The sequence below is a fragment of the Hydrogenophaga sp. RAC07 genome, from assembly GCF_001713375.1.
Taxonomy (GTDB): domain Bacteria; phylum Pseudomonadota; class Gammaproteobacteria; order Burkholderiales; family Burkholderiaceae_C; genus Hydrogenophaga.
Map to the genome: position 1 here is coordinate 2415042 of NZ_CP016449.1, position 18640 is coordinate 2433681.

Sequence of the window (18640 nt, forward strand, 5' to 3'; positions counted from 1 at the left end):
ACCGTGCCAAACCGGGATTGCATGGACCCATGCCATGCCTTCATGCGCCAAACGCATGATGCGCCTGCGCCAGTGACTTCGCCATGAAAAAACCCCGCAGAGCGGGGTTGGATCGGGCTGGGCGCAGGGAGACGCAGGCGCTACTGCAGGGTTTCCTTGACCGCGGGCAGCATGGGCAGCGCGATCACCTCGATGCCCTCTTCCAGCAACGCCAGGGCTTCCTGCGGACTGGCCTGCCCCCGGATGTTTCGGTGCTCGGTTTCGCCGCTGTGCATGGCGCGTGCCTCGTCGGCAAATCGCTCCCCCACGTCTTCGGTTTGCGCCACCACATCGCGCAGCGCCTTGAGCATGCGGGCTTGCAGGGCGGCCAGTTCGGGGTTCGTGGCGTGGTTGCTCATCGCCACGGCAGCGCTGGCGGGCGTGGACGACGCAGGCTCGTCTCGCCCGGAACGCAGGTTCAGCCGGGGCGCGGACAACTTCTTGTGGATGTGTGCATCGCCGCACAGCGGACACGTGACCAGGCCTTGGCCGAGCTGGCTCACGAAATCGTCTTCCGAACCGAACCAGCCTTCAAATTCGTGCTGGTGGGCGCATTGCAGGTTGAGGACCTTCATGGCGTGGATTGTCCCGCCAAAGTCAAGGCCGTGCCGTCTTTCCAGGTCAACGTCCATTCGCCGCTGTGCACGTTCTGCAGCCACATGGCTCCGATGAGCGTCTTGCTGTCGATCACCTCACCGCTGAAACACCAGGCCCGCAGCTCGGCGGGTGTGGCGGTGAACACGTCGAGGAATTCGCCGTCGTCCAGCTGGCGCTCGCCGAGGGTGAGGCCGCGCGCGAACCAGATGTCGATGGTCTCGTCGGAATACGCCACCGTGGGCGCCAGACGGCCGGCAAAGGCCCACTCGCGCGCGCTGTAGCCGGTTTCTTCCAGCATCTCGCGTTGCGCGCAAACCAGGCTGTCTTCGCCCTGGTCCAGTTTGCCGGCGGGGAACTCGATCATCACCGCCTGCATGGGGTGGCGGAACTGGCGCTCCAGCACCACGCGACCGTCGTCCAGCAATCCGATGACCATGACGGCGCCCGGGTGCAACACGTACTCGCGCGTGGCCTCGGCTCCATCGGGCATGCGCACCGTGTCGCGAACCACGTGCAGGAAGTTGCCACGCAACAACTCGACGCGCGACAGCGGCGTTTCAACCAGGTGGCTGTCTTCGTTCATCCTCGGTGGCGGTAAAGGTATCGGTACACAAATCCTGGGAAGGCCAGCGTGATGAAGAGCGCGCCGGTGGTGGCGTAGAACTCCCAGCCCTGGGGTGCGATCTGTCCGGCGCTCTGCTCCAGCGCGAGGCCGAGACCCCCGACGATGAAGTACAGCAGCACCATCTCGCCCAACCGCATCCAGAGGGTCTTGGGCAGGCTGCGCGGAATCACGGCGAGCCAGCGTTCGTTGATGAAGGGCAGGTTGGCAGCTAGGAACGCGGCGATCAACACCAGCCAGACGGAAAAACTGTGGTTCATGGTGGGAGGTGTGAGCCGGCCCCACCGGCGAAGTTCACCGGAGCAGGGCCGCGTGCCTCAGGCGAGCAGAGCCGCCACGGCCTGAGCACACAAGGCCATGAGGCCGCCGGGCAGGATGCCGAGCAACAGCACCAGCGCACCGTTGACCGAGAGCACCGAGCGCGCGTCCAGGCCGGCCTCGATCTCGGCGGTCTGTGTGGGGGCGTCGAAGTACATGACCTTGACCAGGCGCAGGTAGTAGAAGGCGCCGATCAACGACATGATCACCGCGAACACCGCCAGGCCCACGTAGAACGCGGTGCCCGAAGCCAGCAGCGCCTGCAGCACCGAGAGCTTGGCGTAGAAGCCCACCAGCGGCGGCACCCCGGCCAGCGAGAACATGCAGATGGCCATGACACCGGCGTACAGCGGGCTGCGCTGGTTCAGACCGGCGAGGTCGCTGATGTTCTCGGACTCGAAACCGCTTCGCGAGAGCAGCAGGATCACGCCGAAGGTGCCGAGCGTGGTCAGCACGTAGGTGATGACGTAGAACATGGACGAGCCGTAGGCGTTGGCCATGTTGCCGGTATCACCGTCCACCACGCCGGCCAGCAGGCCGAGCAGCATGAAGCCCATCTGCGCGATGGTGGAGAACGCGAGCATGCGTTTGAGGTTGGTCTGCGCGATGGCGGCAAAGTTGCCGATCAGCAGGGACATCACGGCCAGCACCGCGAGCATCTGCTGCCAGTCGAACGCGAGCGGCTGCAGGCCTTCGACCAGCAGGCGGATCACGATGGCAAAGGCCGCCAGCTTGGGCGCGCCGCCGATCATGAGCGTGACGGAAGTCGGGGCACCGTGGTAGACGTCGGGCACCCACATGTGGAAAGGCACCACACCCAGCTTGAACGCCAGACCGGCCACCACAAACACCAGACCGAGCGTGAGCACCTGGGCCGAACCCTTGAGGGTGGCTTCACCGCCAGCGATGGCCTGCATCACTTCAGGAAGCGCCAGCGAACCGGTGGCGCCGTAGACCATGGACAGGCCGTAGAGCAGGAAACCACTGGCCAGCGCGCCGAGAACAAAGTACTTCATGGCCGCTTCGGTGGCCTGTACATCGTCGCGACGCAGCGCCACGAGCGCGTAGCTGGAAAGCGTGAGCAATTCCAGGCCGAGGTAGATCACCAGGAAATTGTGGCCGGAGATCATGACGAACATGCCCAGCAGCGCGAACATGGCCAGGGTGAACATCTCGCCGCCGCGCAGCATGTCGCGTTGTCCCGCGTAGCCGCGGCCGTAGACCAGCGTGACCATCGTGGCGAGCGTGGCAAAACACTTGAGCCAATTGCCCATGGGATCGCTGACAATCATGCCGCCGAAGCCCGGGGTGGTGGTGCCCGACCACGCTGCCATGGCCAGCAGGAACGCAACCGCGCCCAGCGACAGCAGCGTGAGCGCGTAGGTGGCGCCACGCAGGGGCGACTTCACTGTCAGGTCGGCCAGTGCGATCACGCAGGCCATCGTCAGCAGGAGGATTTCTGGGTAGGCCGCGACCCAGCTGAGCTTGTCAATCATTGTTCGTTCTCTTGTGTCGTGTGGCGGGCCTGGCTCACTGGGGCAGCTTGGAAACCGCCACGTGGCGCAGCAACTCCGCCACGGAGGCATCCATCACGTCGGTGAAAGGCTTGGGGTACACGCCCATGAAGAGCACCGCCACGGCCAGCACCGCCATCACGAGGAACTCGCGCGCGTTGAGGTCGACCAGGTTCTTCACGTTGTCGTTGCCCACGGCGCCCAGGTAGACGCGCTTGTACATCCACAGCGAATACGCCGCGCCAAAGATCAGGGCCGAGGCGGCGAGCAGGCCGATCCAGAAGTTGGCTTTCACCGCGGCCAGGATCACCATCCATTCGCCCACGAAGCCGGCCGTGCCCGGCAAGCCGCAGTTGGCCATGGTGAACAGCAGCGCAAACGCGGCGAACTTGGGCATGGTGCTGACGACACCACCGTAATCGGCGATTTCGCGCGAGTGCACACGGTCGTACAACACGCCGATGCCCAGGAACATGGCGGCCGACACAAAACCGTGGGCAATCATCTGCACGATGCCGCCCGACACGCCGAGGTCGCTGAAGACGAAGAAGCCGAGCGTGACAAAGCCCATGTGCGCAACCGACGAATAGGCCACCAGCTTCTTCATGTCCTGCTGGACCATGGCCACCAGACCGACGTAGATCACCGCCACGAGCGACAGCGCGATCATGAGCCAGGCCCACTCTTGTGAGGCATCGGGCAGGATGGGCAACGAGAAGCGCAGGAAGCCGTACGCGCCGAGCTTGAGCATGATGGCCGCCAGCACGGCGGAACCGCCGGTCGGTGCTTCGACGTGCACGTCGGGCAGCCAGGTGTGCACGGGCCACATCGGCACTTTCACCGCGAAGGCCGCGAAGAAGGCAAAGAACAGCAAGGTCTGCGCGGTGCCGCTCAAGGGCAGCTGGTACCAGTCGGCCAGTGCAAAGCTTCCGCCGGACACGGTGTACAGGTAGATCAGCGCCACCAGCATCAGCAGCGAGCCCATGAGCGTGTAGAGGAAGAACTTGAACGCCGCGTAGATCTTGTTCGGGCCGCCCCAGATGCCGATGATCAGGTACATCGGGATCAGCGTGGCCTCGAAGAAAACATAAAACAGCATCGCGTCCTGCGCGCTGAACACACCGATCATCAAACCCGAGAGGATCAGGAAGGCGCCCATGTACTGGTTCACGCGGGAGGTGATCGACTCCCAGCTGGCGATGATGACCACCACGTTGATGAACGCGGTGAGCAGGATCAGCCACAACGAAATGCCGTCCACACCCAGGTGGTAATGGATGTTGAAGTTCTGAATCCAGGGGGCTTTTTCAACGAACTGCAGCGCGGCGGTGCCGAGCTTGAAACCGGTGTACAGCGGCACCGTGACCGCCAGGCCCACCACCGCACCCACCAGCGCGATCCAGCGCACCATGGGTGCCTGGTCGTCGCGGCCCAGGGCCAGCAGCACGACGCCAAAAGCGATGGGCGTCCAGATGGCAAGGCTCAGCAAACCCATGATGTTCTTCTTCCTCTTGTTTTATTTGGCGAGCCAGACGAAGTACGTCATGAACAGCAGCACACCCACGATCATCATCAGCGCGTAGTGGTACAGGTAGCCGGTCTGCGCGCGGCGTACAACGCCGGACACCAGGCCCACGAGCTTCCAGCTGGCGTTGACCACACCGCCCTCGATCACTCCCCGATCGCCACCCTTCCACAGGCCAATGCCCAGACCACGCGCGCCTTTGGCGAGCACGTTCTCGTTGAACCAGTCCATGTAGTACTTGTTCTCCAGCACCACCACCAGCGGACGCAGTGCACGGCCGATGGCCACCGGCACGGCCGGGTTGATCAGGTACATGTACCAGGCGCTCACAGCACCGGCCAGGGCCAGGTACAGCGGCGGGGCGGACAGGGCATGTGTCGCCATGCCCAAGGGGCCGTGGAAGATTTCGGCAAACTTCGTCATGGCCGGGTGGGCCGCGGCGTTGATGAAGATCGCGTCCTTGAAGAAGTCACCGAACAGCATGGGCTGGATGGTCATGAAGCCGATCACCACCGAAGGAATGGCCAGCAGCACCAGCGGCACCGTCACCACCCAGGGGGATTCGTGCGGCTTCGCGTCATGTCCATGCCCGTGGTCATCGTGGTGACCATGATCGTCGTGGTGCGCGTCCGGGTTCTGGTCGTATCGTTCCTGGCCATGGAACACCAGGAAGTACAGGCGGAACGAATAGAACGAGGTGACGAACACGCCGGCGAGCACCGCAAAGTAGGCGAAGCCCGAGGCCGGCAGGTTGCTGAAGTGCACCGCCTCGATGATGGAGTCCTTGGAATAGAAGCCCGAGAACAGCGGCGTGCCGATCAGCGCCAGCGTGCCCAGCAACGAGGTGATCCAGGTGATGGGCATGTACTTGCGCACGGCGCCCATCCAGCGGATGTCCTGGTTGTGGTGCAGACCCATGATCACCGAGCCGGCCGCGAGGAACAGCAGCGCCTTGAAGAAGGCGTGGGTCATGAGGTGGAACACCGCCACCGAGTAGGCCGACGCACCGAGCGCCACCGTCATGTAGCCCAGCTGCGAGAGCGTGGAGTAGGCCACGATGCGCTTGATGTCGTTCTGGATGATGCCCAGGAAGCCCATGAACAGCGCGGTGATGGCACCGATGACCATGATGAAGTTCAGCGCCGTGTCGGACAGCTCGAACAGTGGCGACATGCGCGCCACCATGAAGATGCCGGCCGTGACCATGGTGGCCGCGTGGATCAGCGCCGAGATGGGCGTGGGGCCTTCCATGGAGTCGGGCAGCCACACATGCAACGGGAACTGCGCGCTCTTGCCCATGGCGCCGATGAAGAGGCAGATGCAGATGACTGTGATCAGCAGCCAGTCGGTGCCGGGGAAGCCCATGCTGCCCAGCTCGGGTGCCTTGGCAAACACCTCGGTGTAGTTCAACGTGCCGGCGTAGGCCACGATCAGGCCGATGCCCAGGATGAAGCCGAAGTCGCCCACGCGGTTGACCAGGAAGGCCTTCATGTTGGCGAAGATCGCCGTGGGCTTGTTGAACCAGAAACCGATCAACAGGTACGACACCAGGCCCACCGCCTCCCAGCCAAAGAACAGCTGCAGCAGGTTGTTGCTCATGACCAGCATGAGCATGGAGAAGGTGAACAGCGAGATGTAGGCGAAGAAGCGGTTGTAGCCTTCGTCTTCCTCCATGTAGCCGATGGTGTAGAGGTGCACCATGAGCGAGACGAAGGTGACGACCACCATCATCATGGCGGTGAGGCCGTCGACCAGGAAACCGATCTCCATCTTCAGACCACCGACCACCATCCAGGTGTAGAGGGTCTCGTTGAAGCGGGCGCCGTCCAGGGCCACGCTCTTGAGCGTCATGGCCGAGAGGATGAAGGCGATCAGCACACCCAGGATGGTGAGCGTGTGCGAAGCGCGGCGGCCGATGACGTTGCCGCCGAAGGTGGTGCCCAGGACGCCGGCCAGGGCCGCGCCGATCAGCGGCGCCATGGGAACGGCGAGCAGGGTGCTGGCAGAGAGGGTGGTGCTCATGGTGTTCTTGTCTGGGGGCTGGGGCTCAGCCTTTGAGCGTGTTGAGCTCTTCGACGCTGATCGAATTCTTGTTGCGGAACAGCAGCACAAGGATGGCCAGGCCGATCGCCGATTCGGCAGCGGCCACGGTCAGGATGAAGAACACGAACACCTGGCCGTGCATGTCACCCAGGAAATGCGAGAACGCCACGAAGTTCATGTTGACCGCGAGCAGCATCAGCTCGATGGCCATGAGCAGCACGATGAGGTTCTTGCGGTTCAGGAAGATGCCGACCACCGACAGCGCGAACAGGATGGCGCCGACGGCGAGGAAATGGCCCAGGGTCACGCTCATGATGGTTTGCCCTCCTCGGCGGTCACCGCAACGACTGCGGGTGCGGCTTTCTGCGTGGCGTTCATCGGCAGCACCACCAGGCGGTCCCGGGCGCGAACATGCACTTGCAGACCGGGGTTGATGGCCTTGCTGTCCTTGCGCTGGCGCAGGGTGAGCGCGATGGCCGCGACCATGGCCACCAGCAGGATCACAGCAGCCACTTCAATGGGGTACAGGTACTCGGTGTAGAGCAGCAAGCCGAGCTCGCGCGTGTTGGAGTAGTTGGCCGCGTTGATGCCGGTGTTCACCGCATCGGGGTTGGCCGCCAGGCTCGGAAAGCCGACGAACAGCACGGCGATGAGTTCGGCCGCCACAAAACCGCCGAGGATGGCAGCGAGCGGAAAGTGTTTCCAGAAACCCTTGCGCACACCGTCCATGTTGATGTCGAGCATCATCACGACGAACAGGAACAGCACCATCACCGCGCCCAGGTAGACCAGCACCAGCGTGATGCCGAGGAACTCCGCCTTCAGCAGCAACCACAACGCAGACGCCTGCGAAAAAGCCAGCATCAGGAACAACACCGCGTGCACAGGATTGCGCGCGGTGATGACGCGGAAGGCTGCAAACAGCAGCACCGCGGCAAAGAGGTAAAAAAAGCCGGTCTGGTAATCCATGGCGTTGTTCTTGTGTCGTCTGTTCCGGTCAGGTCCGGCTTCAGAACGGATCAGCGGTAAGGGGCGTCGGCGGCCCGGGCAGCGGCAATCTCGGTCTCGTAGCGGTCGCCCACGGCCAGCAACATCTCTTTCGTGAAGTACAGGTCACCGCGTTTTTCGCCGTGGTACTCGAAGATGTGCGTCTCGACGATGGAGTCGACCGGGCAGCTCTCTTCGCAGAAGCCGCAGAAGATGCACTTGGTCAGGTCGATGTCGTAACGCGTGGTGCGGCGTGAACCGTCGTCACGCACGTCGGACTCGATGGTGATGGCCATGGCCGGGCACACCGCCTCGCACAGCTTGCAGGCGATGCAGCGCTCTTCGCCGTTTTCATAACGGCGCAGGGCGTGCAGGCCGCGGAAACGCGGCGACAGCGGCGTCTTCTCTTCGGGGAACTGCACCGTGATCTTGCGCTTGAAGGCGTAACGACCGGTCAGGGCCATGCCCTTGAACAATTCCACCAGCAGGAAGCTGTTGAGGAAGTCGCGAAAGGAAAACGGCGCGACGACTGCGGGAGAGGCGACGGGGTTGGCGGTGATGGTGGACATGGTCAATCGCCCTCTTATTTCCAGAGGTTCCACGACGTCTGCATCAGACCGCCGACGAGCAGCAGGTAGATGAGCGTGACGGGAATGAAGATCTTCCAGCCCAGACGCATGATCTGGTCGTAACGGAAGCGCGGAAAGGTGGCGCGGATCCAGATGAACATGGACACGACGAGGAAGGTTTTCAGGCCGAGCCAGATCCAGCCGGGAATCCAGTTGAACACGGCACTGTCGATGGGTGGCAACCACCCACCCAGGAACATCAGCACCGCCAGCACCGAGATCAGCCACATGCTGGCGTATTCGGCCAGGAAGAAGATGGCGAAGCCCATGCCCGAGTACTCGACCATGTGACCGGCCACGATCTCGGCCTCGCCCTCGACCACGTCGAACGGGTGGCGGTTGGTTTCGGCCACGCCCGAGATGAGGTAGACGAAGAAGATGGGCAGCAGAGGCAGCCAGTTCCACGACAGGAAATTCAGCCCTTGCGAGGCCGCAATGCCGCGCGCCTGCGAGTTCACGATGTCGACCAGGTTCAGGCTGCCCGACACCATGACCACGATCAGGAAACAGAAGCCGATCGCAATCTCGTAGCTGACCATCTGGGCCGAGGCGCGCAGCGCACCGAGGAAGGCGTACTTCGAGTTCGAAGCCCAGCCGGCGATGATCACGCCGTACACCTCGATCGATGTGATGGCCAGGATCACCAGCAGACCGGCGTTCACGTTGGCCAGCACCGCCTCGGGACCGAAGGGCACAGCGACCCACGCGGCCAGTGCCGGCATGATGGCCATGATGGGGCCCAGACGGAAAAGACCATTGCTCGCGGCACTCGGGCGGATCAACTCCTTGGTCAGCAGCTTGAGCGCATCGGCAATGGGCTGCAGCAGGCCGAATGGGCCGACGCGGTTGGGTCCGTGGCGCACCTGGATCCAGCCGAGCAGCTTGCGCTCCCACAGCGTGAGGTAGGCCACCGCGCCCATCAAGGGCGCCAGCACGGCCACGATCTTGATCAGGTTCCAGATGACAGGCCAGGCCGCCGTGGTCCACCACGGGGCGGCGATCAGGCCAAGGCCGCCGTTGTACATCGCGTCGATCATGCGAGCACCTCATCGGCAATCAAAGCAGCCCGGGCATCGGCCGTCATTTGCAGCGCGGGGGCGCGGCGCACCAGACTGTCGAGCTGGTAGATGCTGGCCACGCAAGGCTCGGTACCGGCGGGTGCGGTGTCGATCGGTGCAGTGCTGGCGTTGTTCAAGCGCGCGGCGTCCACAACAGCGCCACTCGCCACACCGGGCAACGCACTCGCCAACACGGCCTGCGACGAGTCGGCATCAAAGCCTGCCAGGCCGAGCAGGTTGCCCAGCACGCGGATCACTTTCCACGCAGGACGCGTTTCACCCAGCGGGCGCACGACAGCGTGGAAGCTCTGCAGGCGACCTTCGGCATTCACGAAGGAACCCGAGGTTTCGGTGAACGGGGCGATCGGCAGCAGCACGTCGCTGATGTCGAGGTTGGTCTTGAACGGGCTCAGCGTGACGACCATGCCGGCTGCGGCCAAACCTTGGGTTCCGGCCGCGCTGTCGTGCGCGGGTTCGGTGTTGAGCAGAAGCAGTGCCTTGAGCGCGCCGCCCAGCATCTGGCCAGCGTTCAAACCGCCCTGCCCCGGCACGGCGTTCACGAGTTGTGCACCCACGGTGTTGGCGGCTTCGCTCAGGTAGCCAACGGTGGCGCCGGTCTGCTGCGAGATCCAGTTCGCCAGCGACAGCAGGCTGGCCGCTTTTTCATGGTGCGCGGCGGCGTTGCCGAGCAGGATGGCCTTGTGCTCACCACCGAGCAGCGACTTGGCCACGGCACGGTGCGCTTCGGACACTTCGGCGTTCACCGGTGCGCTGGCGCCGGTCTCGGCTGCGATGGCAGCGGCAATGCCGGCCAGCGCCGACACCCAGATGCTGATGTCAGCGAGCACCACGTTCTTCAGAGGCATCGCCCAGTCCTGGGCAACCGCATTGAGCACGTTGACCTGCGCACCCTTGCGCTGGGCCTGGCGGATGCGCTGCGCGAACAGAGGGTGGTCCTTGCGCAGGTTCGAGCCCACGACCAGCACCCGCTGGAGGCTGGAGAGTGACGCGACGGGCATGCCCAGCCAGCGCGCCGAGCCAGCCGGCGCAGCATTGGAAAAATCAGCGTGGCGCAGGCGGCTGTCGATGTTCTGGCTGCCCATGCCACGCACCAGCGCGGCGGCCAACGCCAGTTCTTCCAGTGTGCCGTGCGGGCTGGCCAGCAGGCCGATGGCGGCAGCGCCGTGTTCGGCCTTGACCTGCTTCAACCCGTTGGCCACGTATTCGAGTGCGGTCTGCCAGTCGACCGTCTTCCACTCGCCGCCCTGTTTGAGCATGGGCGCGGTCAGGCGGTCTTCGCTGTTGACGGCTTCATAGGAGAAACGGTCACGGTCGGCGATCCAGCATTCGTTGACGGCTTCGTTTTCGAGCGGCACCACGCGCATGACCTTGTGGTTCTTCACCTGAACGATCAGGTTGGCGCCGGTGGAATCGTGCGGGCTCACGCTCTTGCGGCGCGAGAGTTCCCAGGTGCGGGCGCTGTAACGGAACGGTTTGCTGGTGAGCGCACCGACCGGGCAGATGTCGATCATGTTGCCCGACAGCTCGGAGTCGACCGTGTCGCCCAGCACCGTGGTGATCTCGGCGTGTTCACCGCGGTGGATCATGCCCAGCTCCATCACGCCAGCCACTTCCTGGCCAAAGCGCACGCAACGGGTGCAATGGATGCAGCGGCTCATCTCCTGCATGGAGATCAGCGGGCCCACGTCCTTGTGGAACACGACGCGCTTTTCCTCTTCGTAGCGCGAGCCTGAACTGCCGTAACCCACGGCCAGATCCTGCAGCTGGCATTCGCCGCCCTGGTCGCAGATGGGGCAATCCAGCGGGTGGTTGATGAGCAGGAACTCCATCACCGACTGCTGGGCCTTGATCGCCTTGTCGCTCTTGGTGCGCACGATCATGCCCTGTGTGACGGGCGTGGCGCAGGCCGGCATGGGCTTGGGCGCCTTCTCCACGTCGACCAGGCACATGCGGCAGTTGGCCGCGATGGACAGCTTCTTGTGATAGCAGAAATGCGGGATGTAGGTGCCTGCCTTTTCGGCCGCATGCATGACCATGCTGCCCGGGGGCACTTCCACCTTCTTGCCGTCGAGTTCGATTTCAACCATGGGAGTTTTTCTCTTATGCAGCCTTGGCTGGCGACTGAGCGGCCGCGATCTTGGCCTCGAACTCATGCCGGAAGTGTTTGATCATGGCGCGCACCGGCATGGCCGCTGCATCGCCCAGGGCGCAGATGGTGCGGCCCATGATGTTTTCGGCCACGTTGTCCAGCAGTGCCATGTCGGCGGGGCGGCCTTCGCCCTCGTCGATGCGGCTGACCATGCGCCAGAGCCAGCCCGTGCCTTCGCGGCACGGCGTGCACTGGCCGCACGATTCGTGCATGTAGAAGTAGGAGAGGCGCTTGAGCGACTCGACCATGCAACGGCTGTCGTCCATCACGATCACCGCGCCCGAACCCAGCATGGAGCCGGCCTTCGCAATCGAGTCGTAGTCCATGGTGCAGTCCATCATGATGGACGCGGGCAACACCGGCGACGACGAACCACCGGGAATCACGGCCTTGAGCGTGCGGCCCTTGCGCACACCACCGGCGAGCTCCAGCAGCTTGCTGAACGGCGTGCCCATGGGCACTTCGTAGTTGCCGGGCATCTCCACATCACCGCTCACCGAGAAGATCTTGGTGCCGCCGTTGTTCGGCTTGCCGCAGGCGAGGTACGCCGCGCCACCGTTGCGGATGATCCAGGGCACAGCCGCGAAGGTCTCGGTGTTGTTGATCGTGGTGGGCTTGCCGTACAGGCCGAAGCTGGCCGGGAACGGCGGCTTGAAACGCGGCTGGCCTTTCTTGCCTTCGAGCGATTCGAGCAGCGCGGTTTCTTCGCCGCAGATGTAGGCGCCGAAGCCGTGAAACGCGTGCAGCTGGAAGCTGAAGCCACTGTCCAGGATGTTGTCGCCCAGCAGTCCGGCGGCACGGGCTTCTTCCAGCGCCGTTTCGAAGCGGTCGTAGGCTTCGAAGATCTCGCCGTGGATGTAGTTGTAGCCCACGCTGATGCCCATCGCGAAGGCGGCAATGGCCATGCCTTCGATCACGATGTGCGGGTTGTACATGAGGATGTCGCGGTCCTTGCAGGTGCCCGGTTCGCCCTCGTCGGAGTTGCACACCAGGTACTTCTGACCGGGGAACTGGCGCGGCATGAAGCTCCACTTCAGGCCGGTGGGGAAGCCCGCACCGCCTCGACCACGCAGAGCCGACTCCTTCAGCGTGGCGATCACCTGGTCCTGCGTCATGCCCACCACCGGTGGATCACCGGCCGGCTCGGCGCCGTCCTTGCCCAGCACCTTGCGCAGGGCCTGATAGCCGCCGCGGGCCACATAGTCTTTCAACGACCAGTTGCCGCCGTCAAGACCGGCATAGATCTGCGGCTCGATGTGCCGGCCATGGAAGCAGGTCTGCACGCCGTTGGCGCGGAACTGCGAAAGAATCTGTTCGGCGTTCATGACTGCCCTTCTGATGCACGCAGGCCATCGATCAGCTGGTCCAGCTTGTCGTTGCTCATGAAGCTGCACATGTGGCGGTCGTTGACCAACATCACCGGCGAATCGGCGCAGGCGCCCAGGCACTCGCTTTGCTGCAGGGTGAACAAGCCGTCGGCGGTGGTGCCGCCCATGGTGATGCCCAGCTTGTGCTCCAGGTGGTGCAGCGCGCTCTGGCCGTCGCGCAACTGGCACGGCAGGTTGGTGCACACGTTCAGCTTGAACTTGCCTGTTGGCTGCTGGTTGTACATGTTGTAGAAGGTCGTCACCTCGTGCACGGCGATCGGCTCCATGCCCAGGTAGGCAGCCAGCGCCGCTTCCGCGCCCGTGCTCACAAAGCCCATCTCCTGCTGGATGATGGACAGGCAGGCCATCACGGCCGACTGCGCCTGGTCGGCCGGGTACTTGGCGACTTCGCGCGCAAAGCGCTGCTGGGTGGCGCTGTTGAATTCCACAGCGGCGACTGCGTGGCCGGTGCTCATCGGTCGATCTCCCCGAAAACAATGTCCATGGTGCCGATGATGGCCACGGCGTCGGCCAGCATGTGCCCGCGGGCCATCTCGTCCATCGTGGCCAGGTGCGCAAAACCGGGCGCACGGATCTTCAGGCGATACGGCTTGTTGGCACCGTCGCTCACCAGGTAGATGCCGAACTCGCCCTTGGGGTGTTCCACCGCCGCATAGGCTTCGCCTTCGGGCACGTGGAAGCCTTCGGTGAACAGCTTGAAATGGTGGATCAGCTCTTCCATGTTGGCCTTCATGGCCTCACGGGCAGGGGCTGCCACCTTGTGGTTGTCGGTGATCACCGGGCCGGGGTTGGCGCGCAACCACTTGGAGCACTGTTCGATGATGCGGTTGGACTGCTTCATCTCTTCCATGCGGACGAGGTAACGGTCGTAGCAGTCACCGGTCTTGCCCACTGGAATGTCGAAGTCCATCTGGCCGTACACGTCGTACGGCTGCTTCTTGCGCAGGTCCCAGGCGATGCCTGAGCCGCGCAGCATGGGACCCGTCATGCCCAGGTTGAGCGCACGCTCGGGCGTGACCACGCCAATGCCCACCGTGCGCTGTTTCCAGATGCGGTTGTCGGTCAGCAGCGTGTGGTACTCGGCGAGGTAGGTGGGGAAGCGCCTGGTGAAGTCGTCGATGAAGTCGAGCAGCGAACCCTGGCGGTTCGTGTTCATCTGCTCCATCGCGCGCGCATTGCGGACCTTGCTGTGCTTGTACTGCGGCATGGTCTCGGGCAGGTCGCGGTACACACCGCCCGGACGGAAGTAGGCCGCGTGCATGCGTGCACCCGACACCGCCTCGTACATGTCGAACAGGTCTTCGCGCTCGCGAAAAGCGTAGATCAGGATGGTGGAGCTGCCGCAGTCGTTGCCGTGCGAGCCCAGCCACATCAGGTGGTTCAGCAGGCGCGTGATTTCGCTGAACATCACCCGGATGTACTGCGCCCGGATCGGCACGTCGATGCCGAGCAGCTTCTCGATCGCCAGGCAGTAGGCGTGCTCGTTGCACATCATCGACACGTAATCCAGCCGGTCCATGTAGGGCAGCGACTGGATGTAGGTCTTGTGCTCGGCGAGCTTTTCGGTGGCGCGGTGCAGCAGCCCGATGTGCGGATCGGCGCGTTGCACGACCTCACCATCCAGCTCAAGCACCAGGCGCAACACGCCGTGCGCGGCAGGGTGCTGCGGACCGAAGTTGAGGGTGTAGTTCTTGATTTCAGCCATATCAGTGCAGCCCGCCGTAGTTGTCTTCGCGGATGATGCGCGGCGTGATTTCGCGGGGCTCGATGCTCACCGGCTCGTAGATCACGCGTTGACGCTCGGCGTCGTAGCGCATCTCGACGTGACCCGACAGCGGGAAGTCCTTGCGGAAGGGGTGACCGATGAAGCCGTAGTCGGTGAGGATGCGGCGCAGATCGTCGTGGCCTTCGAACACAATGCCGTACAGGTCAAATGCTTCACGCTCGTACCAGTTGGCCGCCGCCCACAGTGGCGTGACCGAGGTCAGCACGGGAAAGTCGTCCTCAGGGCAGAACACCCGCACACGAACACGGTGGTTGTGGGCGACCGACAGCAGATGCACCACTGCAGCAAAGCGCTGGCCTTCCCATCGGCCATCGCCATAGGTCTGGTAGTCCATGCCGCACAGGTCGATGAGCTGTTCGAACGCCGCCTGCGGCGCATCGCGCAGGGTCTTCATCACATCGAAATAATGCGCCGCTGCAACAGTCAGCGTGAGCTCGTCACGAACCACCACGAGCGACACCACACGGTCACCCAGCAACTCGGCCAGGGCGTGCTTCAGGGCTTCCGGTGCAACTGCGTAGGAGGTCGTCGGGGTGTCGGTCATGGGTGCGCCTCTGGGGACTCGTTTCGCCTTCGAAGCCGGCGCTCAGGCGCGGGCAATGGTCTGGGTGCGGCGGATCTTCTGCTGCAGCTGGATGATTCCGTACAGAAGGGCTTCGGCCGTGGGCGGGCAACCAGGCACATACACATCCACCGGCACAATGCGGTCGCAGCCGCGCACCACCGAGTAGCTGTAGTGGTAGTAACCACCGCCGTTGGCGCACGAACCCATGGACAGCACCCAACGCGGCTCGGCCATCTGGTCGTACACCTTGCGCAGGGCGGGCGCCATCTTGTTGCACAGCGTGCCGGCCACGATCATCAGATCGGACTGGCGCGGGCTGGCGCGGAACACCTCGGAGCCGAAGCGGCCGATGTCGTAGCGCGCGGCGGCCGCGTGCATCATCTCGACCGCGCAGCAGGCCAGACCAAATGTCATGGGCCACAGCGAGCCGGTCTTGGCCCAGTTCACCACCGAGTCGTAGCTGGTGGTGACAAAACCTTCCTTGAATACGCCTTCAATCATGAGCCGCTCCGGTGCATTCGTGTGTGTGCAAGTCGCTCATTCCCAGTCCAGCGCGCCCTTCTTCCACTCGTAGGCAAAACCCACGGTGAGGATGGCGAGGAACACGACACCCGCGAGGAAGCCGGTCATGCCGATGTCGGAAAAGGCGACGGCCCAGGGGATGAGAAAAGCGATTTCGAGGTCGAACAGGATGAACAGGATGGCCACCAGGTAGTAGCGCACATCGAACTTCATGCGGGCGTCTTCAAAAGCCTCGAAGCCGCATTCGTACGGGGAGTTCTTTTCTGCGTCCGGAAGATTGGGGCCAAGGATGTAGCCCAGCACCTGCGGGATGATCCCGATGGCAATACCCACCAAGATGAACAGGAGCACAGGCAGGTATTGTTCGAGACTCATCTTGGTCTGTTCCACTGACACGGCATGGGGCCGTGTTGTCCAAAGATTGGTGCCGACGGCGAGACTCGAACTCGCACAGCTTTCGCCACTACCCCCTCAAGATAGCGTGTCTACCAATTTCACCACGTCGGCTGGTCTGCGTTGCTGGCTCACGAGGTCTGTGTGAGCCTTGCTGACAAGCATTGGAGTTTACCCTGAAACCACCCCTCTTTTGAGAGGCAGCGGGGCTTTTTCAACACCAATGGAAGATGCTCAGACATGGACGTTGTACGTCCATGCCTTTCCGGTCATTTGGCCGGGATTTGCGCCGGTCCGGTCGGCGCTGGCGTGACCGCGGCAGGTGCCGTGCCGGTTGCTGGAAGCGCACCGGGAATCTGCTGCGATGCATCAGCTGGTTGTGCGGGTGTCACCACGCCTTCAAGCACGCTGCCCGTGCTGGGCGCCACTGCGCGCAGGTTGCCGAAATAGGCCAGACCCAAGGTGCAGGTCAGGAAGACCGCCGCAAGCACCGCGGTGGATCGTGACATGAAGTTCGCGCCACCCGAGGCGCCAAACAAGCTCGCCGAGCCTGCGCCACCGCCGCCGAAAGCAGCGCCCGCATCGGCACCCTTTCCGTGCTGCATGAGGATCAGGCCGATCATGGTCAGGGCCGAAAGGATCTGCACGGCCAGCAGGATGGTCAACACAACGTTCATTTTTTACTCCGGAATCTCGGTTGTCGATGTGCTTTGAAAGGCACGAAAAAGGTCAATGGGCCGAGGCGACGATATGAAGGAAGTCGGCCGCCTTGAGCGACGCACCTCCGATGAGGCCGCCGTCGATATCGGGCTGGGCCAGCAGGCTCGCGGCATTCGCCGCGTTCATGCTGCCGCCATAGAGGATGTGCACACGTTCAGGGTGCTGCGTGGCGGCGGCCAACTGGGCGCGCAACACCGCATGCACTTGCTGCGCCTGTTCGGGCGACGCGGTCTTGCCGGTGCCGATGGCCCACACGGGCTCATAGGCCACCACGATCTCGCTGGTGCAATGCGCCACCGCGTGGATGACCGCTGCCAGTTGGCGCTTGACCACCGCCTCGGTCTGCCCCGCCTCGCGCTCGGCCAGGGTTTCACCCACACAGACGATGGGCGTGATGCCATGGGCCAATGCCACCTTGGCTTTGTCGGCCACCTGCAGGTCGGTCTCGCTGTGGTACTGGCGCCGCTCGGAATGGCCCACGATGGCATAGCGGCAGGCAAAGTCCTTGAGCATGGTGGCCGACACTTCACCGGTGTATGCACCCTGCTCGTGGCTCGACACGTCCTGCGCACCCCAGCTGATCGCGCTGCCGGTCAGCAGCGACTGCAGCTGGCCGAGGTAAGGTGCGGGCACGCACAAGGCCATGTCGGCACCCGGCGCTTGACCGCCGAGGCCGTCGAGCATGGCCTTCACCAACGCCTCGTTGGCAGCCAGCGAGCCGTTCATTTTCCAGTTGCCTGCGATCAGTGGTTTCATGTCAAAGAGGCCGTCATGCCCAAGTCAGGACGAGCTTGCCGATGTGGCGGTTGGATTCCATGAGCGTGTGCGCAGCCGCGGCTTCGCTGGCGGGGAACACCTGGTGGATCACGGGCTTGATCTTGCCCTGCGCCAGCAGTGGCCAGACGCGTTCGCGCAGTGCTTGAGCAATGGCAGCCTTGAATGCGATCGGGCGCGGACGCAGGGTCGAACCGGTGATGGTGAGGCGCTTGCGCAGCACCATGCCGGCGTTGAACTCGGCCTTCACACCACCCTGCACCGCGATGATGACCAGCCGGCCGTCTTCGGCCAGACAGTCGATCTCTCGCGCCACGTAGGCACCGGCCACCATGTCGAGCACAACGTTGACGCCCTGCCCACCCGTGAGGTCGGCCACGGCAGCCACGAAGTCCTGCGTCTTGTAGTTGATGGCATGGTCCGCGCCGAGCGCCAGACAGGCCGCGCACTTGTCGTCGCTGCCCGCGGTCGCGATCACGCGTGCGCCCAGGGCCTTGGCCATCTGGATCGCAGTCACGCCGATGCCGCTGGTGCCACCCTGGATCAACAAGGTTTCGCCCGCTTGCAGGCGTGCGCGGTCGAACACGTTGCTCCACACGGTGAAGAAGGTCTCGGGCAAGGATGCCGCAGCGATGTCGTCCATGCCGTCGGGCACCGGCAGGCACTGGCCCACAGGCGCCACGCACCACTGGGCATAACCACCACCGGCCACCAGCGCGCACACGCGGTCGCCCACTTTCAGGCCCGCAGCGGCCATGGCCGCCTCGTCGCCCGAGGCGATCACCCCCGCCACTTCGAGGCCGGGGATGTCGGACGCGCCGGGCGGCACCGGGTAGTTTCCGGTCCGCTGCAGCACGTCGGGGCGGTTCACGCCCGACGCGCCGACACGGATCAGCACCTCACCCGCAGCCGCCACCGGCACCGGGCGCTCACCGATACGCAGCACCTCGGGTGCACCAAAGCTGCTGATCTCGACCGCTTGCATCACCG

Annotated in this window: 20 protein-coding genes and 1 tRNA gene; all 21 read right to left on the reverse strand. The window is 63.7% G+C overall.

Annotation, left to right across the window (positions count from 1 at the left end):
• Positions 1–140 precede the first annotated feature (140 nt).
• The 21 genes from BSY239_RS11215 to BSY239_RS11315 all read right to left on the reverse strand — a co-directional run bounded on the left by BSY239_RS11215 (position 141) and on the right by BSY239_RS11315 (position 18635).
• Positions 141–614 carry a DUF1178 family protein gene (locus BSY239_RS11215; protein WP_069046924.1) on the reverse strand — a complete coding sequence of 158 codons (474 nt, stop codon included), beginning with the start codon at positions 612–614 and terminating at the stop codon, positions 141–143.
• Positions 611–1219: an NUDIX domain-containing protein gene (locus tag BSY239_RS11220; RefSeq protein ID WP_069046925.1), complete on the reverse strand. Its 609-nt coding sequence runs from the start codon at positions 1217–1219 to the stop codon at positions 611–613. Before BSY239_RS11220 ends, BSY239_RS11215 begins: the two co-directional genes overlap by 4 nt.
• Positions 1216–1518 carry a DUF2818 family protein gene (locus tag BSY239_RS11225; protein ID WP_069046926.1) on the reverse strand — a complete coding sequence of 101 codons (303 nt, stop codon included), beginning with the start codon at positions 1516–1518 and terminating at the stop codon, positions 1216–1218. The genes BSY239_RS11220 and BSY239_RS11225 overlap by 4 nt, the downstream gene beginning before the upstream one ends.
• Before the next feature lie 57 nt (positions 1519–1575).
• Positions 1576–3072 (reverse strand): NADH-quinone oxidoreductase subunit NuoN, encoded by a 1497-nt coding sequence (gene nuoN, locus BSY239_RS11230; RefSeq protein WP_069046927.1) that lies wholly within the window; start codon positions 3070–3072, stop codon positions 1576–1578.
• A gap of 34 nt (positions 3073–3106) precedes the next feature.
• Positions 3107–4585, reverse strand: coding sequence for an NADH-quinone oxidoreductase subunit M (locus BSY239_RS11235; protein ID WP_069046928.1), 1479 nt, complete (start codon positions 4583–4585; stop codon positions 3107–3109).
• A 21-nt stretch (positions 4586–4606) separates the two neighbouring features.
• On the reverse strand, positions 4607–6637 hold the full coding sequence (gene nuoL / locus BSY239_RS11240; RefSeq protein WP_069046929.1) for an NADH-quinone oxidoreductase subunit L: 2031 nt from the start codon (positions 6635–6637) through the stop codon (positions 4607–4609).
• A 25-nt stretch (positions 6638–6662) separates the two neighbouring features.
• Entirely contained in the window at positions 6663–6971 is a 309-nt protein-coding gene (gene nuoK, locus BSY239_RS11245) for an NADH-quinone oxidoreductase subunit NuoK (protein ID WP_069046930.1), read from the reverse strand.
• The gene (locus BSY239_RS11250; RefSeq protein ID WP_069046931.1) at positions 6968–7627 is read right to left on the reverse strand and encodes an NADH-quinone oxidoreductase subunit J; all 660 of its coding nucleotides are present in this window, start codon (positions 7625–7627) and stop codon (positions 6968–6970) included. Before BSY239_RS11250 ends, nuoK begins: the two co-directional genes overlap by 4 nt.
• 50 nt (positions 7628–7677) lie before the next feature.
• Positions 7678–8214, reverse strand: coding sequence for an NADH-quinone oxidoreductase subunit NuoI (nuoI, locus tag BSY239_RS11255; RefSeq protein ID WP_069046932.1), 537 nt, complete (start codon positions 8212–8214; stop codon positions 7678–7680).
• Positions 8215–8228: 14 nt separating this feature from the next.
• Positions 8229–9311: an NADH-quinone oxidoreductase subunit NuoH gene (gene nuoH / locus BSY239_RS11260; RefSeq protein ID WP_069046933.1), complete on the reverse strand. Its 1083-nt coding sequence runs from the start codon at positions 9309–9311 to the stop codon at positions 8229–8231.
• Entirely contained in the window at positions 9308–11440 is a 2133-nt protein-coding gene (gene nuoG, locus BSY239_RS11265; RefSeq protein WP_069046934.1) for an NADH-quinone oxidoreductase subunit NuoG, read from the reverse strand. The genes nuoH and nuoG overlap by 4 nt, the downstream gene beginning before the upstream one ends.
• A gap of 13 nt (positions 11441–11453) precedes the next feature.
• The gene (gene nuoF / locus BSY239_RS11270) at positions 11454–12827 is read right to left on the reverse strand and encodes an NADH-quinone oxidoreductase subunit NuoF (protein WP_069046935.1); all 1374 of its coding nucleotides are present in this window, start codon (positions 12825–12827) and stop codon (positions 11454–11456) included.
• Positions 12824–13345 (reverse strand): NADH-quinone oxidoreductase subunit NuoE family protein, encoded by a 522-nt coding sequence (locus tag BSY239_RS11275; RefSeq protein ID WP_069046936.1) that lies wholly within the window; start codon positions 13343–13345, stop codon positions 12824–12826. The genes nuoF and BSY239_RS11275 overlap by 4 nt, the downstream gene beginning before the upstream one ends.
• The gene (locus BSY239_RS11280) at positions 13342–14595 is read right to left on the reverse strand and encodes an NADH-quinone oxidoreductase subunit D (protein WP_069046937.1); all 1254 of its coding nucleotides are present in this window, start codon (positions 14593–14595) and stop codon (positions 13342–13344) included. The genes BSY239_RS11275 and BSY239_RS11280 overlap by 4 nt, the downstream gene beginning before the upstream one ends.
• Position 14596: 1 nt before the next feature.
• Positions 14597–15220 carry an NADH-quinone oxidoreductase subunit C gene (locus tag BSY239_RS11285; protein WP_069046938.1) on the reverse strand — a complete coding sequence of 208 codons (624 nt, stop codon included), beginning with the start codon at positions 15218–15220 and terminating at the stop codon, positions 14597–14599.
• Between the two features lie 42 nt (positions 15221–15262).
• Positions 15263–15742 (reverse strand): NuoB/complex I 20 kDa subunit family protein, encoded by a 480-nt coding sequence (locus BSY239_RS11290; protein WP_056273769.1) that lies wholly within the window; start codon positions 15740–15742, stop codon positions 15263–15265.
• A 36-nt stretch (positions 15743–15778) separates the two neighbouring features.
• The gene (locus tag BSY239_RS11295) at positions 15779–16138 is read right to left on the reverse strand and encodes an NADH-quinone oxidoreductase subunit A (protein WP_069048937.1); all 360 of its coding nucleotides are present in this window, start codon (positions 16136–16138) and stop codon (positions 15779–15781) included.
• A gap of 47 nt (positions 16139–16185) precedes the next feature.
• Positions 16186–16270: transfer RNA gene (locus BSY239_RS11300), tRNA-Leu, on the reverse strand.
• 155 nt (positions 16271–16425) lie between these two features.
• A complete protein-coding gene (gene secG, locus BSY239_RS11305; RefSeq protein WP_069046939.1) occupies positions 16426–16833 on the reverse strand; it encodes a preprotein translocase subunit SecG in 408 nt (135 codons plus the stop codon).
• Between the two features lie 52 nt (positions 16834–16885).
• On the reverse strand, positions 16886–17632 hold the full coding sequence (gene tpiA / locus BSY239_RS11310) for a triose-phosphate isomerase (RefSeq protein WP_069046940.1): 747 nt from the start codon (positions 17630–17632) through the stop codon (positions 16886–16888).
• Between the two features lie 13 nt (positions 17633–17645).
• Positions 17646–18635 (reverse strand): NAD(P)H-quinone oxidoreductase, encoded by a 990-nt coding sequence (locus BSY239_RS11315; RefSeq protein WP_069048938.1) that lies wholly within the window; start codon positions 18633–18635, stop codon positions 17646–17648.
• Positions 18636–18640 lie beyond the last annotated feature (5 nt).